The following is a 15,590-nucleotide window of genomic DNA, read 5'->3' as shown; positions in this document are numbered from 1 at the left end:
GCCCCCATGTCGAATGTTTCTAAAAGTCCCGCGCCGACGCGGGCCAATACGCCGTCGGCCCGGCACCCGGATGGTGCGGCCGATGCACGCGGGCAGCAGGGCCAGCCGCCGCGCCAGCAGCAGGACCAGCCGGCGGGCACGCCGGCACACGCGCCGCGCGGTGACGAACGGCGCGGCGATGCGCGCCAGCCGGCCGCGAAGGGCGCACCGCAGGCAACGGGCGAGCGCCCTCCGCGCCGCGAGCGTCCGCCGCGCGCCGTCGTCGCGCCGAATCCCGTCCCGCCGATCACGTACCCCGAAAGCCTGCCCGTGTCGGGCAAGCGCGACGAAATCGCGCGCGCGATCGCCGGTCATCAGGTTGTCATCGTCTGCGGCGAAACGGGCTCGGGCAAGACCACGCAGTTGCCGAAGATCTGTCTCGACCTCGGTCGCGGCCTCGGCGCCGGCGGCACGGGCCTGATCGGCCATACGCAGCCGCGCCGGCTTGCCGCGTCGTCGACCGGCCGCCGGATCGCCGAGGAGCTCGGCACGCCGTTCGGCGAGGTGGTCGGCTACAAGGTGCGCTTTACCGACAATCTCGCGCCGGGCGCGTCCGTGAAGCTGATGACGGACGGCATCCTGCTCGCCGAGACGCAGACCGACCCGCTGCTGAAGGCGTACGACACGCTGATCATCGACGAGGCGCACGAACGCAGCCTGAACATCGACTTCCTGCTCGGCTACCTGAAGGAAATCCTGCCGCGGCGGCCGGACCTGAAGCTGATCGTCACGTCCGCGACGATCGACGCTGATCGCTTCGCGCGCCATTTCGGCACCGACGAGCGCCCGGCGCCCGTGATCGAGGTGAGCGGGCGGCTGTATCCGGTCGAGATGCGCTACCGCCCGGTGGCCGAGGATCGCCCGGCCGTGAAGCATGCCGAAGGCACGGGCGGCCGCGATCGCGTGAAGACCGCGCGCGAAGCCGAGCGCGACCTGATGGACGCGATCGTCGACGCGGTCGACGAGCTGTGCCGCGAAGGCCCCGGCGACGTGCTGGTGTTCCTGCCCGGCGAGCGCGAGATCCGCGAGGCGGCCGAGGCGCTGCGCAAGCACCATCCGCCGCACACCGAGATCCTGCCGCTGTTCGCGCGGCTCTCGGCGGCCGACCAGGACAAGGTGTTCAAGGCGTCGAATGCGCGCCGGATCGTGCTCGCGACCAACGTCGCCGAAACCTCGCTGACGGTGCCGGGCATCCGTTACGTGGTCGACACGGGCCTCGCGCGCGTGAAGCGCTATTCGTACCGGAACAAGGTCGAGCAGCTGCAGGTCGAGTCGATCTCGCAGGCGGCCGCGAACCAGCGCGCGGGCCGTTGCGGCCGCGTGGCCGACGGCGTCTGCATTCGCTTGTACGAGGAAAGCGACTACCAGGCGCGCGCGCGCTTCACCGATCCGGAAATCCTGCGCTCGTCGCTCGCGTCGGTGATCCTGCGGATGAAGTCGCTGCACCTGACGGCGATCGAATCGTTTCCGTTCCTCGAGCCGCCACCCGGCCGCGCGATCGCGGACGGCTATCAACTGCTCAATGAACTCGGGGCGGTCGACGACGACAACGCGCTGACGCCGCTTGGCCGCGAACTCGCGCGGCTGCCGCTCGATCCGCGCGTGGGCCGGATGATTCTCGCCGCGCGCGACCAGCAGTCGCTGCGCGAGGTGCTGATCATCGCGAGCGCGCTGTCCGTGCAGGACCCGCGCGACCGCCCGATCGAGGCGCAGGAGCAGGCCGACCAGGCGCACCGCCGGTTTGCCGACGAGCGTTCCGAGTTCCTGCAGTGGCTGAAGATCTGGGCGTGGTTCGAAGAAGCCGTCGCGCACAAGAAGTCGAATCGCCAGCTCGTCGACGCGTGCCGGCAGAACTTCCTGTCGCACCTGCGGCTGCGCGAGTGGCGCGACGTCCATTCGCAGCTGCTGACCGTCGTGCGCGAGCACGGCTGGCGGCTGAACGAAGTCGAGGCGACCTATGAACAGGTCCATCTGGCCCTGTTGACGGGCCTGCTCGGCAACCTCGGCCTGAAAGCCGACGACGATCCGCACTATCTCGGCGCGCGCGGGATCAAGTTCTACTTGTGGCCGGGCTCCGTGCTCGCGAAGAAGGCCGGCCGCTGGGTGATGGCGGCCGAGCTCGTCGAGACGAGCCGGCTGTACGCGCGCTGCCTCGCGAAGATCGAGCCCGAATGGGTCGAGAAGATCGGCGCGCACCTGCTGAAGAAATCGCTGTCGGAGCCGCACTGGGAAAAGCGCCCGGCGCAGGTCAGCGCGTACGAACGCGCGACGCTGTACGGGCTGCCGATCTACCACCGCCGGCGCGTCGCGTTCGGCAAGCAGGATCCGGCACGCGCACGCGAGCTGTTCATCCGTGGCGCGCTGGTCGAAGGCGAATTCGACACGAAGCTGCCGTTCTTCGCGCACAACCGCAAGCTGCTCGCCGACATCGAGCAGCTCGAGCACAAGTCGCGCCGCCAGGACGTGCTGGTCGACGACGAGCTGATCTACGCGTACTACGACCAGGCGATCCCGGAAGGGATCCACACGGGCGTCGCGTTCGAGCGCTGGTATCGCGACGAGGTGAAGAAGGGCGGCCAGTCGGAGGACAAGCAGCGGCTGCTGTACCTGTCGCGCGACGACCTGATGCGCCACGAGGCGGCCGGCGTGACGACCGAGCTGTTCCCGAAGCGCGCGACGATGGCCGGCGTCGAGATGGCGCTCACGTATCACTTCGAGCCCGGCACGCCGCGCGACGGCGTGACGCTCGCGGTGCCGCTGTACGCGCTGAACCAGGTCGACGCGCGCCGTTGCGAGTGGCTCGTGCCGGGGATGCTGAAGGAAAAGGTGCAACTGCTGCTGAAGTCGCTGCCGCAGAAGCTGCGCCGGCACTGCGTGCCTCTGCCCGAGTACGCGGCCGGTTTCGTCGAGCGGATGGGGCGCGAGCGCTTCGGCGCGGGCGGGCTCGTCGAGGCGCTGATCGCCGACGTGCGCGGCGAGACCCAAATCGCGATGAAGACGGCCGACTTCAAGCTCGAGACGCTGCCCGCGCACCTGTTCATGAACTTCAAGGTGATCGACGAGCACGGCCGCCAGCTCGCGATGGGGCGCAATCTCGCGCAGCTTCGGCAGGAGCTTGGCGCGCAGGCGCAGCAGCAGTTCCAGAAGATCGCGGCGGCGTCGACGATCGCGACGGGCGGCGATGCCGATGCAGGTCAGTCGGTCGGCCAGACGCCGGCGGCGGCTGGTGCGGCTGGTACGGCCGGTGCCGCCGGTCGCGGCGCGAAGGCCGGCAAGGGCGCGGCGCCGCAGACGGCCGCTCCGGCGGAAGCCGGCGCGACGGCGCTGTACGAGAACCTGACGACCTGGAATTTCGGCAAGTTGCCCGAGCTGCTGGAAATCCGCCGGCGCGGCCAGACGCTGTACGGCTACCCGGCGCTCGTCGACCGCGGCACGCATTGCGACGTCGAGGTGTTCGATTCGCCGGAGGAGGCCGCGCGCATCCACCGGGCCGGCCTGCGGCGGCTGTTCGCGTTGCAGCTGAAGGAGCCGATCAAGTTCCTCGAGAAGAACCTGCCGGGCCTGCGCGAGATGGCGATGCAGTACATGTCGCTCGGCACGCAGGACGAGCTGCGCGACCAGCTGATCGACACGGCGCTCGACCGCGCGTGCCTGCAGGACCCGCTGCCCGACGACGACGCGAGCTTCCACGCGCGCCGCGACGAGGGCCGGAGCCGCCTGAACCTGCTCGCGCAGGAAATCGCGCGGCTGGTCGGCCAGGTCCTGGCCGAATATGCGGGGCTCGTGAAGAAGCTCGCGCAGGCGAAGCCGTTCGCGCAGGCGCACGCGGACCTGCAGCAGCAGCTCGCCGCGCTGGTCGGCAAGCGCTTCGTGATCGACACGCCGTACACGCAGCTGGCGCATTTCCCGCGCTACCTGAAGGGCATCGCGCTGCGGATCGACAAGCTGAAGGCCGATCCGGCGCGCGACGCGAAGCAGTCGGCCGACCTGCTGCCGCTTGCCCAGCAGTACCAGCGCGCGGTGTCGCAGCGCGGCGGCGTCGCCGACCCGCGGCTCGCGGAATTCCGCTGGCTGCTCGAGGAACTGCGGATTTCGCTGTTCGCGCAGGAACTGCGCACGCCGATGCCTGTCTCTGTGAAGCGCCTGCACAAGGTCTGGGAATCGATGCAGCGTTAGCGCAACATCGGCTTCCCGGGCCCGTACCGGCGGCCGGCCCCGGCCGGCCGCGCGGGACCTGCCGCGGCGGCTCATCCGGCCGCCGCGGCGTGCGTCGAAGTGGCGCAATGCCGGCCGCCGTCAACCGGTGCGGCCGGTTGAACGTTTTACAATGACGGTTGTTCCACGACGTGAGTCTTCATGCGCACTTTCCTTTCCCTCGGCCGCACGCTCGCGCTGGCCGCCGCCGTACTGGCGCCCGCCGCACACGCGAATAACGTGATCGTCCTCAATTCGGCCGAAGCGACGCTTTCCCTGATCGACCAGCAGACCCGCGAGGTCGTCAGCACGATGCCGACCGGCAAGGAGCCGCATCACCTGATGGCGACGCCCGACAATTCGTCGCTGATCGTCGCAAATTCGGTCTCGAACAGCCTGATGTTCCTCGATCCGAAGACGGGCAAGCTGCAGCGTACCGTCGAAGGGATCGACGATCCTTACCAGCTCGGCTTCTCGCCCGACCGCAAGTGGTTCGCGGCGGCCGGCCTGCGCCTCGATCGCGTCGACATCTACGGCTACGACGGCCGCGACCTGAAGCTCGTGAAGCGCGTGCCGCTCGCGGTGATGCCGAGCCACCTCGCGTTCACGAAGGACAGCAAGACACTGCTCGTGTCGCTGCAGGTGTCCGGCGAGATCGCGGCGATCGATCTGCCGACGCAGACGGTCAAGTGGAAGATGAAGGTCGGCAAGGTGCCGGCCGGCCTGTGGCTCACGCCGGACGACAAATTCCTGCTCATCGGGATGACGGGCGCGGATTACGTCGCAGTCGTCGACTGGCGCAACCAGAAGGTCGTCAAGCAGATCTACACGGGCAAGGGCGCGCACAACTTCCGCTCGCTCGCCGACGGCACGCATGTCGCGGTGACCAACCGCGTCGCGAACACGATCAGCATCATCGACGAGAACACGCTCACCAACGTCGGCGACATCACCGGCCTGCTGCCGGGCCCCGACGACATGGAGCTGTCCGCCGACAAGAAGACGCTGTGGGTGACGTTCCGCTTCGCGAAGAAGGTCGGGATCATCGACCTGGCCTCGCGCAAGCTGGTGCAGACGATCGCCGTCGGCCGCTCGCCGCACGGCATCTACTTCTACGACCGCGCGCCGTGGAAGGCGGCGAACGGCGCGTGACCGGCGGAGGCGAACGATGCTGCACCTGATCGATGCGTTCGTGTCGGACATCCAGACCTGGCTGTACGTCGACGTCGTGCAGCCGCTCCTCTTCAAGTTCAACCTGATGGACTATGACGAGGACACCTACGACGCGCTGTACTGGGTGATCATCGGCGCGTTGCAGATGGTGCTGATGTTTGCGTTGCTGCGCCCGCTCGAGGCGTTGCTGCCGGTCGAACGCTGGAAGAACCGCCGCGCGGTGCGGGTCGACGTGATCTACACGGCGATCTCGAAGCTCGGCATCTACACGCTGTTCTTCTTCTTCGCGCTGCAGCCGGTGTTCGACAACTTCCAGGCGTGGCTGCGCCTGCATGGCGTCGCGAACGTCAACCTCGACTATCTGTGGCCGGGCGTGACCTCGAAGCCGATCATTTCGTTCGCGATCTACCTCGTCGTGCTCGATTTCGCCGGCTACTGGTATCACCGCTGGCAGCACAAGTTCGGCATCTGGTGGGAGCTGCACGCGGTCCATCACAGCCAGCGGCAGATGTCGCTGTGGTGCGACGACCGCAACCACCTGCTCGACGACGTGCTCCAGTCGTGCTTCTTCGCGGCGATCGCGCTCGTGATCGGCGTGACGCCGTCGCAGTTCGTCGTGCTGACCGCGTTCACGAACTTCATGCAGAGCATCCAGCATACGAATGCGCGCCTGTCGTTCGGCTGGCTCGGCGAGCGCCTGCTCGTCAGCCCGATCTTCCACCGGCGCCACCACGCGGTCGGCTACGGTCACGAAGGCACCAAGTACGGCTGCAACTTCGGCGTGCTGTTCCCGTGGTGGGACATGATGTTCGGCACCGCCTCGTGGAACCGCACGGTCGAGCCGACCGGCATCCGCGAGCAGGTCGAGGGCGTGTCCTACGGCGACGGCTTCTGGTCGCAGCACGGCCTCGCGTTCGTGCGGATCTTCCGGCGCCTGTTCCCCGCCAAGCGCGGCGCGGCGTCGGCCTGACGCGATTCCGCTCCCGTTGAACGGCATTCCCACACGGCCCGCATGCGCTTCGGCGCATGCGGGCCGTGTGGTTTATCCTTTCCCCGTTTTTCACCGTCGATACAGGCTCGCATGAACGACTTGCTGCGCTCTTTCGTCCGGGCGCTCGCCAGCGCGCTGCACCCGCGCATGCTGTGGCTCACCCTGATGCCGTTCGTCGTCTCGGCGCTGCTCTGGGGCGCCGTGCTGTGGTTCTCGTGGCAGACGCTGCTGGATATCGCGCGCGGCGCGCTCGACGGCTTCGTGCTGACGGCCATGCTGTATCGCGCGTTCGACGCGATCGGCATGTCGCAGCTGCATGCGGTCGTCGCGCCGTTCGTGGTCGTGTCGCTCGCGATCCCGCTGATCGTGCTGACGGTGCTGCTGCTGATCGCGACGATCTCGATGCCGGTCGTGATCAAGCACCTGTCGAACCGGCAGTTCGCGGCGCTCGAATCGAAGCGCGGCGGCACCTTCTTCGGCAGCGCGTTCAATTCGCTCGGCGCGGCGCTCGTCGGCGTCGTGCTGCTCGTCGTCACGATCCCGCTGTGGCTGATCCCGCCGTTCTTCGCGCTGCTGCCGCCGGTGATCTGGGGCTGGCTCACGTACCGCGTGATGACCTACGATGCGCTCGCGCTGCACGCGAGCCGCGACGAGCGCCGCGCGCTCGTGCGCCGGCACCGCTGGCCGCTGATCGGCATCGGCGTCGCGACCGGGCTGCTCGGCACCGTGCCGACCTTCGTGTGGGTTTCGTCGGTCTGGATGATGGTGCTGTTCCCGTTCGTCGCGGCCGCCATGATCTGGGTATACGCTTTCATCCTCGTCTTCTCGGCGCTGTGGTTCGGGCACTATTGCCTGCGCGCGCTGGAAGACCTGCGCGCGAGCGCGCGCGCCACCGCAATCGACATGGGGCAGGCATGAGCATCGGCATCATCATCATCGGCGACGAAATCCTTTCGGGCCGCCGGCAGGACAAGCATCTGGCGAAGGTCATCGAGCTGCTCGGCGCGCGCGGCCTCGCGCTCGACTGGGCCGAATACGTCGGCGACGATCCGGCGCGCATCACGGCGACGCTCGCGCGTGCGATCGCGTCGGGCGACATCGTGTTCTCGACGGGCGGAATCGGCGCGACGCCGGACGACCACACGCGCCAGTGCGCGGCCGCCGCGCTCGGCGTGGCGCTCGAACTGCATCCGGAAGCGAAGGCGCTGATTTCGGAGCGGATCCGCGAAACGCACACCGATCCGGCCACGCCGGTCGACTTCGAATCGCCGGAGAACCAGCACCGCTTCAACATGGGCGTGTTCCCGGTGGGCGCGACGATCATCCCGAACGGCTATAACCGGATTCCCGGCTTCTCGGCCGGCGACCTGCATTTCGTACCGGGCTTCCCGGTGATGGCCTGGCCGATGATCGAATGGGTGCTCGACACGAAGTACGCGCACCTGCATCACGCGACGCCGCACGCGGAGCGTTCGCTGTACGTGTTCGAGCTGCCGGAATCGACGCTTACGCCGCTGATGGAGCGCATCGAGCGCGATTTCCCGGGCGTGCGCGTGTTCAGCCTGCCGAGCGTCGGCGATGCGGAGCGCGGCGGCATCTATGCGCGCCGTCACATCGACCTCGGCGTGAAGGGCGAGCCGGAGGCCGTCGCGGCCGCGTTCGTGAAGCTGCGCGAAGGCGTGCACCTGCTCGGCGGCGACGTCGTCGAGCCCGACACGCCGCGCGTCTGAGCGGCCGGCCAGGCGGCCGCACAAAAGCCGCGGGCCGCGCAACGCGGCCCGTCATCGGCATGTCATCGCCCGGCTCGACGATGAGGTTGTCGTAGCCGGTGAACGTCGTACGCCGTCAGGCGCCGATCCACGGCAGTTTGCGGAAGCACCAGCCGTCGACCGTCTTGCGGTGGCCTTCGGCGTCCTTGGCACCCTCGAAGCCTTCGAGCAGGTCGAACGCCTTCGTGAAGCCGGCCTGCGCGGACGCGACCGCGGCGAGCTTCGAGCGCGCGGCGCTGCGGCACAGGAACAGGATCGGCGTATCGGCCGGGAGGGCCGCCTTCAGTTCGTTGACGAATTCGGCGTTCGGCACGCCGCCCGGGTAGCGCGTCCATTCGAGGTGCAGGTACTGGCCGTCGCCGACGAGCGGGCGGCCGATCCAGTCGAGTTCGGCGCGCGTGCGCACGTCGACGAGGCGCGCGGACGGGTCGAGCTGCAACAGTTCGAATGCCTCGACCGGTAGCAGGGCGCCGGCGTAGTTGAGCGCGTTTTGTGCGCGGCGTTCGTCGGCCTTCGCGTAAAGCTGGTCGAGCGTACTCATGGCAGGGAGTCTCCGTATCGGTCAAACGAACATTCTAGCGCGGCGTCGCGGCACGGACGCCCGCATGCGGTGTGGTGCACGCGTGGCCCACGCGTTCACCAAAAGAGTGCAGAATGGTGCGCATGCACCAGAATGATTCGGTGGCTGCGGCGGACTGCCGTGATTGCACCATTGGGGTGCTTTCGGCGAGCGACCGGTGCGGCGCAAGGCCCCGGAATCGCGCAGCACAGCCCCGTCGTGGCGAGCTCTGGCGCGATTTGCGCCCGTCGTTCGCAAAGGTGGCACGGAAGCTGCTATATAGAACTCGGTCGAATCGGGGCGCGCTGCGCCAAAAGCAAGACCCCGGTCAGCTCGATAAACGAGGCGGTTCCCAGTCCGCCGGAATTGTTCAATCAGGAGAAGAGGTTATGAGTAAAACCGTCGCCGACGTCATGCAACTCGTGAAGGACGAGGACTGCAAGTTTGTCGATTTCCGCTTCACGGACACGCGCGGCAAGGAACAGCACGTGTCGGTGCCGGTTTCGGCGTTCGACGAGGACAAGTTCGAAAGCGGCCATGCATTCGACGGTTCGTCGATCGCGGGCTGGAAGGGCATCGAGGCGTCGGACATGCTGCTCATGCCGGACCCGAACGCAGCGTTCGTCGACCCGTTCTATGAAGAGTCGACCCTCGTGCTGACCTGCGACGTGGTCGAGCCGGCCGACGGCAAGGGCTACGAGCGCGATCCGCGTTCGCTCGCGAAGCGCGGCGAAGCGTACCTGAAGAGCACGGGCATCGGCGACACGGCCTACTTCGGTCCGGAACCGGAATTCTTCATTTTCGACTCGGTCCAGTGGAACACGGACATGTCGGGCTGCTTCGTGAAGATCAACTCGGAAGAAGCACCGTGGTCGGCCGGCAAGGAATTCGAAGGCGGCAACACGGGCCACCGTCCGGGCACGAAGGGCGGCTACTTCCCGGTCGCACCGGTCGACACGTTCCAGGACATGCGTTCGGAAATGTGCCTGCTGCTCGAACAGCTCGGCATCCCGGTCGAAGTGCACCACCACGAAGTGGCGGGCCAGGGCCAGAACGAAATCGGCACGAAGTTCTCGACGCTGGTCGAGCGCGCCGACTGGACGCAATGGTCGAAGTACATCATCCACAACGTCGCGCACTCGTACGGCAAGACGGCGACGTTCATGCCGAAGCCGGTCGTCGGCGACAACGGTTCGGGCATGCACGTTCACCAGTCGATCTGGAAGGACGGCCAGAACCTGTTCGCGGGCAACGGCTACGCCGGCCTGTCGGAACTGGCGCTGTTCTACATCGGCGGCATCATCAAGCACGCCCGTGCACTGAACGCGATCACGAACCCGACGACGAACTCGTACAAGCGTCTGGTCCCGCACTTCGAAGCACCGGTCAAGCTCGCCTACTCGGCGCGTAACCGTTCGGCATCGATCCGCATTCCGCACGTGTCGAACCCGAAGGGCCGCCGTATCGAAACGCGCTTCCCGGATCCGATGGCGAACCCGTACCTGTGCTTCACGGCGCTGATGATGGCCGGTCTCGACGGGATCCAGAACAAGATCCATCCGGGCGAAGCAGCGGACAAGAACCTGTACGACCTGCCGCCGGAAGAAGATGCAAAGATCCCGACCGTCTGCGCGGGCCTCGACCAGGCACTCGAAGCGCTCGACAAGGATCGCGAGTTCCTGACGCGCGGCGGCGTGTTCACGGACGGCATGCTCGATGCATACCTCGCGCTGAAGGAGCAGGAGCTGGCGAAGTTCCGCATGACGACGCACCCGATCGAGTTCGAGATGTACTACTCGCTCTAATCGGCGATGGCGCTTCGATTCAGCGCCGTTTTGCCGGTTCGTTCCCGTTGCACGGCCTGCGGCGGGAACGGCGGAGTCTGAAAGGGGACGGCGTCCAGCCGTCCCTTTTTTGTTCCGGTGATTTTCATTTTCTGGCCCGGTGAGGCGCGACAAGCACGCAGATGGTTCTGAAGAATCTGATCAAGGCGAAAACGGGGCAGCCCGAGCGACTGACGGACGACGAGCGGCTCGCACGCTCGGGCCTGCTGGCGGGGCTGGAAGCGCTGCCGACGGTCGTGATCGTGCTCGACCGCAAGACGCTGCGGATCGCGTTCGCGAACCCGTCGGCGGAGGCGATGCTCGACATCTCGCGCCGGCAGCTCGCGCAGCGGCCGTGGGGCGAGATTTTTCCGAACGCGAACGAGCTGGCGTCGACGATCACCGCGATCGGCGAGGAACGCTTTCACGCGACGCACCTCGATACCGTGCTCGACCGGCCCGGCCGCGAACCGCTGCACGTGCACGCGATCGTCGGCTTCCTCGAGACCTCGCCCGATTTCGTACTCGTCGAGCTGTTCGAGAACGAACGGCAGTCGCGTACCGATCGGGAAGAGCGGATCCACGACCTGACCGCGGTCAACAAGCAGCTGATCCGCAACCTCGCGCACGAGATCAAGAACCCGCTCGGCGGCATTCGGGGCGCAGCCCAGCTGCTCGAATTCGAACTGGGCGAGCGCGAGCGTGGCGAGTTGCGCGAATACACGCAGGTGATCATCAAGGAGTCCGATCGCCTGCAGACGCTCGTCGACCGGTTGCTGGAGCCGCACCGGCATCCGCACATCGTCGGCGACGTGAACATTCATGAAGTGTGCGAACGCGTGCGCGCGGTGATGCTCGCGGAATTCCCGCGCGGGCTCACGATCGAGCGCGACTACGACGTAAGCGTGCCGGACCTGCGCGGCGACAAGGAGCAGCTGATCCAGGCGCTGCTCAACATCGTGCGCAATGCGGCGCAGGCGCTGCGCGAGCGGATCGCGCAAGGCGACGCGAAGATCGAACTGCGCACGCGCATCGCGCGCAAGGTGACGATCGCGAAGCGCCTGTACCGGCTGGCACTGGACTTGCACGTGATCGACAACGGGCCCGGCATTCCGGAAGAGATCCGCGACCGGATCTTCTATCCGCTCGTGTCCGGGCGCGAAGACGGCAGCGGTCTCGGCCTCACGCTCGCGCAGACGTTCGTGCAGCAGCACGACGGGATGATCGAGGTCGAGAGCCGGCCCGGACGTACCGAATTTCAGATTCTGCTGCCGCTCGACCATTGAGCGGCGACATTGCGATTCACCGGATTCACCCAAACCTGACCGACCTATGAAGCCGATCTGGATAGTAGACGACGACCAATCGATCCGCTGGGTGCTTGAAAAGGCACTCGCCCGTGACAGCTTCGCGACGAAGAGCTTCGCGAACGTGCGCGACGCGCTGGCCGCGCTCGACCACGAGACGCCGCAGGTGCTCGTGTCCGACATCCGGATGCCGGGTGGCTCGGGCCTCGAGTTGCTGCAGGCGATGCACGAGCGCCTGCCGGGCCTGCCCGTCATCATCATGACGGCGTTCTCCGATCTCGACAGCGCCGTCGCGGCGTTCCAGGGCGGCGCCTTCGAATATCTCGCGAAACCGTTCGACGTCGACAAGGCCGTCGAGCTGATCCGCCGTGCGGTGGAAGAAAGCCTGCGCGGCGGCGCGCCGCAGGACGAGCGCGTGGCCGAAGCGCCCGAGATGCTCGGCCAGGCGCCGGCGATGCAGGACATGTTCCGCGCGATCGGCCGCCTGTCGCATTCGGCCGCGACCGTGCTGATCACCGGCGAGTCCGGCACCGGCAAGGAACTTGTCGCCCGCGCGCTGCATCGTCACAGCCCGCGCGCGAACGGTCCGTTCATCGCGCTGAACACGGCGGCGATTCCGAAGGACCTGCTCGAATCCGAGCTGTTCGGCCATGAGCGCGGCGCGTTCACCGGCGCGCAGACGACGCGGCAGGGCCGCTTCGAGCAGGCCGAGAACGGCACGCTGTTCCTCGACGAAATCGGCGACATGCCGTTCGACCTGCAGACACGCCTGTTGCGCGTGCTGTCGGACGGGCAGTTCTATCGCGTCGGCGGCCACAACCCGCTGCGCGCGAACGTGCGCGTAATCGCCGCGACGCACCAGAATCTCGAATCGCGTGTGCGTCAGGGGCTGTTCCGCGAGGATCTTTACCACCGCCTCAACGTGATCCGGCTGCGCTTGCCGCCGCTGCGCGAACGCAGCGAGGACATCGCGCTGCTCACGCGCCACTTCCTGCAGAAGAGCGCACGCGATCTCGGCGTCGAGCCGAAGCGCGTGTCCGACGACGCGCTCGCGTACCTGACGTCGCTCGCGTTTCCCGGCAACGTGCGGCAGCTCGAGAACCTCGCGAACTGGCTGACCGTGATGGCGCCCGCGCAGACGGTCGAGATCAAGGACCTGCCGCCCGACCTCGTGCCGGCCGGTGCGCCGGTCGTCGCGACGGGCGACGGCGCGGATGCGCCCGGCAGCGTGCCGGCCGCGCCGCTCACGATCGGTGTGACGCCGGTGGCGAGCGCGCCCGTCGCGGCCGCGCCGAACGGCAGTGCGCCGGCCGGCTACCCGCTGTGGGAGCATGGCCTGCGCACCGAAGTCGCGCGGCTGTTGCGCGAGAATTCGGCCGACGTGATGGACGAGCTCGCGCGCCGCTTCGAGGCGGCCGTGATCCGCGAGGCGCTCGACTTCACGCGCGGTCGCAAGGTCGAGGCCGCGGAGCGGCTCGGCATCGGCCGCAACACGATCACGCGCAAGATCCAGGAACTCCACCTGGAGCCCTGAGCACGATTTGCGGCATGCGCGGGCGTCGCGCATGCCGCGATCGGACATAATCGCGGTTTGCACGCCGTTTGCCATTCCGCCGATCCTCAATGTCCGATTCCTTCCGCTGGCCCGCCGGGGCCGACCCGTTCCGTTTCCTCGAAGCGCTCGACAGCAAGCGCGCCCGCACGTGGGTCGACGAGCAGAATGCGCGCACGCGCGCCGCGCTGCGCGATGACGACGCGTATCGCGCGCTGACTGCGCGTCTCGCCAAAGCGTATCTGCCGCGCGAACGTCCGGTGATTCCGACCCGTTGGCGCGACTGGGCGTATGACCTGTGGCAGGACGATCTCCATCCGAAGGGGCTGTGGCGCCGCACGCGCTGGGACGACTGGCGTGCCGGTCAGCCTGTATGGGAAACGCTGCTCGACGTCGACGCGCTCGGTGCCGAGGAGGGCGAGTCGTGGGTGTTCGAGCAGGACGCGATCCTGTATCCGGACGGCGATCGCGCGCTGCTGTCGCTGTCGCCGGGCGGCGCCGACGCGGTCGTCGTGCGCGAATTCGATCTCGTCGAACGCCGTTTCGTCGACGGCGGCTTCACGATCGACGAGCCGGGCCATCACACGGTCGGCTGGATCGACCGCGACACCGTCTACGTGAGCTGGGATCGCGGCGAAGCGCATGCGACCGCGGCCGGTTATCCGTATGAAGCGTTGCGCTGGGTGCGTGGCACGGCGCTCGCCGATGCGCCTGTCGTCTTCAGCGGCGAACCCGACGACATCAGCGCGGGTGCGTGGTTCGATCCGATCGACAACCGGCATGTCGCGTGGCGCAGCGTCGACTTCTTCGATGCGCACGCGTACTGGCTGACCGAAGCGGGCGAGTGGGCCCGCTACGACGTGCCGACGCATGTCGAGGTCGGGTTCTGGGAAGGCTGGCTCGTGCTGGAGCCGCGTCTCGACTGGGACTGCCAGGGGGCGCGCCATGCGGGCGGTTCGCTTCTCGCGATCCGCGAGCAGGCATTCCTCGCGGGGGCGCGCGAATTTACGACGCTGTTCGCGCCGCAGCCGACGACGTCCGCGTGCACGTGGACGCACACGCGCACGACGCTGATCGCGAGCTGGCTCGACGACGTGCACAACCGCACGATGTTGTGGCAACCGCGACAGGCCGACGACGGCAAGTGGACATGGGATGCGCGGCCGTTCGAGTGGGCGGGCGACGCGCAGATCGACGTCGAGCCCGTCGAGGCGACGCTGAACGACGAAGTGTACGTCGATGTCGACACCTATCTCGATCCGCCCGAATGCTGGCTGGCCGACCTGGCCGATCGCGCGGACGATGCACCGTCGCGCCGTGTGCTGCTCGACCGGCCGCCGGTGCAGTTCGATGCGGCCGGGCTCGTCGTGCGCCGCGCGAGCGCGCGCTCGCAGGACGGCACGGTGGTGCCGTACACGCTGATCGGGCCGCGCGATGCACTCGATCCGGCCGAAGGCGCCACGCGCGTCGCGCGGCCGTGCCTGCTGTCGGGCTATGGCGGCTTTGCGATTCCGAACCTGCCGGGCTACAGCGACGCGTTCGGCATCGGTTGGCTCGAACGCGGCGGCGTGATGGCGTTCGCGCATATCCGCGGCGGCGGCGAGTTCGGGCCGCGCTGGCACGTCGACGCGCAGCGCGAACACCGGCAGCGCTCATTCGACGACTTCATCGCCGTAGCCGAGGATCTCGCCGCGACCGGCGTGACGACCGCCGCGCAACTCGGGATCGAGGGCGGCAGCAACGGTGGATTGCTGGTCGCCGCGTGCATGATGCAGCGCCCGGAGCTGTTCGGCGCGGTGCTGTGCCGCGTGCCGCTGCTCGACATGCAGCGCTATCCGAAGCTGCACGCGGGCGCCGCGTGGCTCGACGAATACGGCGACCCGGACGATCCGGGCGAGGGCGCGGCGCTGGCGGCGTACTCGCCGTATCACCGCGTGCGCGAAGGTGTCGCGTATCCGCCGCTGTTGCTGACGACGTCGACGCGCGACGACCGCGTGCATCCTGCGCACGCGCGCAAGATGGCCGCGCGCATGCATGCGCTCGGTCACGAACGGGTGTGGTACTGGGAGAACACCGACGGCGGCCACGGCAGTGCCGACGATCTGGAGCGTGCGGAGGCCGATGCGGCCGAGTTCGGCTTCCTGTGGGCCCATCTCGGGCCGGCGCCCGCGCGGCGTTGAGCG

10 protein-coding genes are annotated in these 15,590 nt (G+C 67.8%); 9 read left to right on the top strand and 1 reads right to left on the bottom strand.

Annotated features, from left to right (window positions below):
• Window positions 1–6: 6 nt before the first annotated feature.
• From hrpA to U5809_RS06365, 5 genes are all read left to right on the top strand, one after another.
• A complete protein-coding gene (hrpA, locus tag U5809_RS06385) occupies window positions 7–4,215 on the top strand; it encodes an ATP-dependent RNA helicase HrpA (RefSeq protein ID WP_322085908.1) in 4,209 nt (1,402 codons plus the stop codon).
• A 180-nt stretch (window positions 4,216–4,395) separates the two neighbouring features.
• The gene (locus tag U5809_RS06380; RefSeq protein ID WP_282505542.1) at window positions 4,396–5,385 is read left to right on the top strand and encodes a beta-propeller fold lactonase family protein; all 990 of its coding nucleotides are present in this window, start codon (window positions 4,396–4,398) and stop codon (window positions 5,383–5,385) included.
• A 16-nt stretch (window positions 5,386–5,401) separates the two neighbouring features.
• Window positions 5,402–6,376 carry a sterol desaturase family protein gene (locus tag U5809_RS06375; RefSeq protein WP_282505541.1) on the top strand — a complete coding sequence of 325 codons (975 nt, stop codon included), beginning with the start codon at window positions 5,402–5,404 and terminating at the stop codon, window positions 6,374–6,376.
• Between the two features lie 111 nt (window positions 6,377–6,487).
• Entirely contained in the window at window positions 6,488–7,315 is an 828-nt protein-coding gene (locus U5809_RS06370; protein WP_176047482.1) for an EI24 domain-containing protein, read from the top strand.
• On the top strand, window positions 7,312–8,127 hold the full coding sequence (locus U5809_RS06365) for a competence/damage-inducible protein A (protein WP_282505540.1): 816 nt from the start codon (window positions 7,312–7,314) through the stop codon (window positions 8,125–8,127). Before U5809_RS06370 ends, U5809_RS06365 begins: the two co-directional genes overlap by 4 nt.
• Window positions 8,128–8,242: 115 nt before the next feature.
• On the opposite strand, the gene U5809_RS06360 is transcribed toward U5809_RS06365, so the two are convergent.
• The gene (locus U5809_RS06360) at window positions 8,243–8,707 is read right to left on the bottom strand and encodes a rhodanese-like domain-containing protein (protein WP_322085907.1); all 465 of its coding nucleotides are present in this window, start codon (window positions 8,705–8,707) and stop codon (window positions 8,243–8,245) included.
• A gap of 407 nt (window positions 8,708–9,114) precedes the next feature.
• Here U5809_RS06360 and glnA point away from each other — a divergent pair, with 407 nt between their 5' ends.
• The 4 genes from glnA (at window position 9,115) to U5809_RS06340 (ending at window position 15,587) form a co-directional block, all read left to right on the top strand.
• On the top strand, window positions 9,115–10,530 hold the full coding sequence (glnA, locus tag U5809_RS06355; RefSeq protein ID WP_014896606.1) for a type I glutamate--ammonia ligase: 1,416 nt from the start codon (window positions 9,115–9,117) through the stop codon (window positions 10,528–10,530).
• A gap of 161 nt (window positions 10,531–10,691) precedes the next feature.
• Complete coding sequence (glnL, locus tag U5809_RS06350; RefSeq protein WP_176047479.1) at window positions 10,692–11,834, top strand: nitrogen regulation protein NR(II); 1,143 nt, start codon at window positions 10,692–10,694, stop codon at window positions 11,832–11,834.
• A 46-nt stretch (window positions 11,835–11,880) separates the two neighbouring features.
• The gene (gene ntrC, locus U5809_RS06345; protein ID WP_322085906.1) at window positions 11,881–13,389 is read left to right on the top strand and encodes a nitrogen regulation protein NR(I); all 1,509 of its coding nucleotides are present in this window, start codon (window positions 11,881–11,883) and stop codon (window positions 13,387–13,389) included.
• Window positions 13,390–13,478: 89 nt separating this feature from the next.
• Entirely contained in the window at window positions 13,479–15,587 is a 2,109-nt protein-coding gene (locus U5809_RS06340; RefSeq protein WP_322085905.1) for a prolyl oligopeptidase family serine peptidase, read from the top strand.
• Window positions 15,588–15,590: the final 3 nt, after the last annotated feature.

Source organism: Burkholderia sp. BCC1999, assembly GCF_905339975.1.
In the GTDB taxonomy this organism is placed as follows: domain Bacteria; phylum Pseudomonadota; class Gammaproteobacteria; order Burkholderiales; family Burkholderiaceae; genus Burkholderia.
Note: the sequence above shows the minus strand (reverse complement) of the source record. Positions and strands in the feature narration are given on the sequence as shown.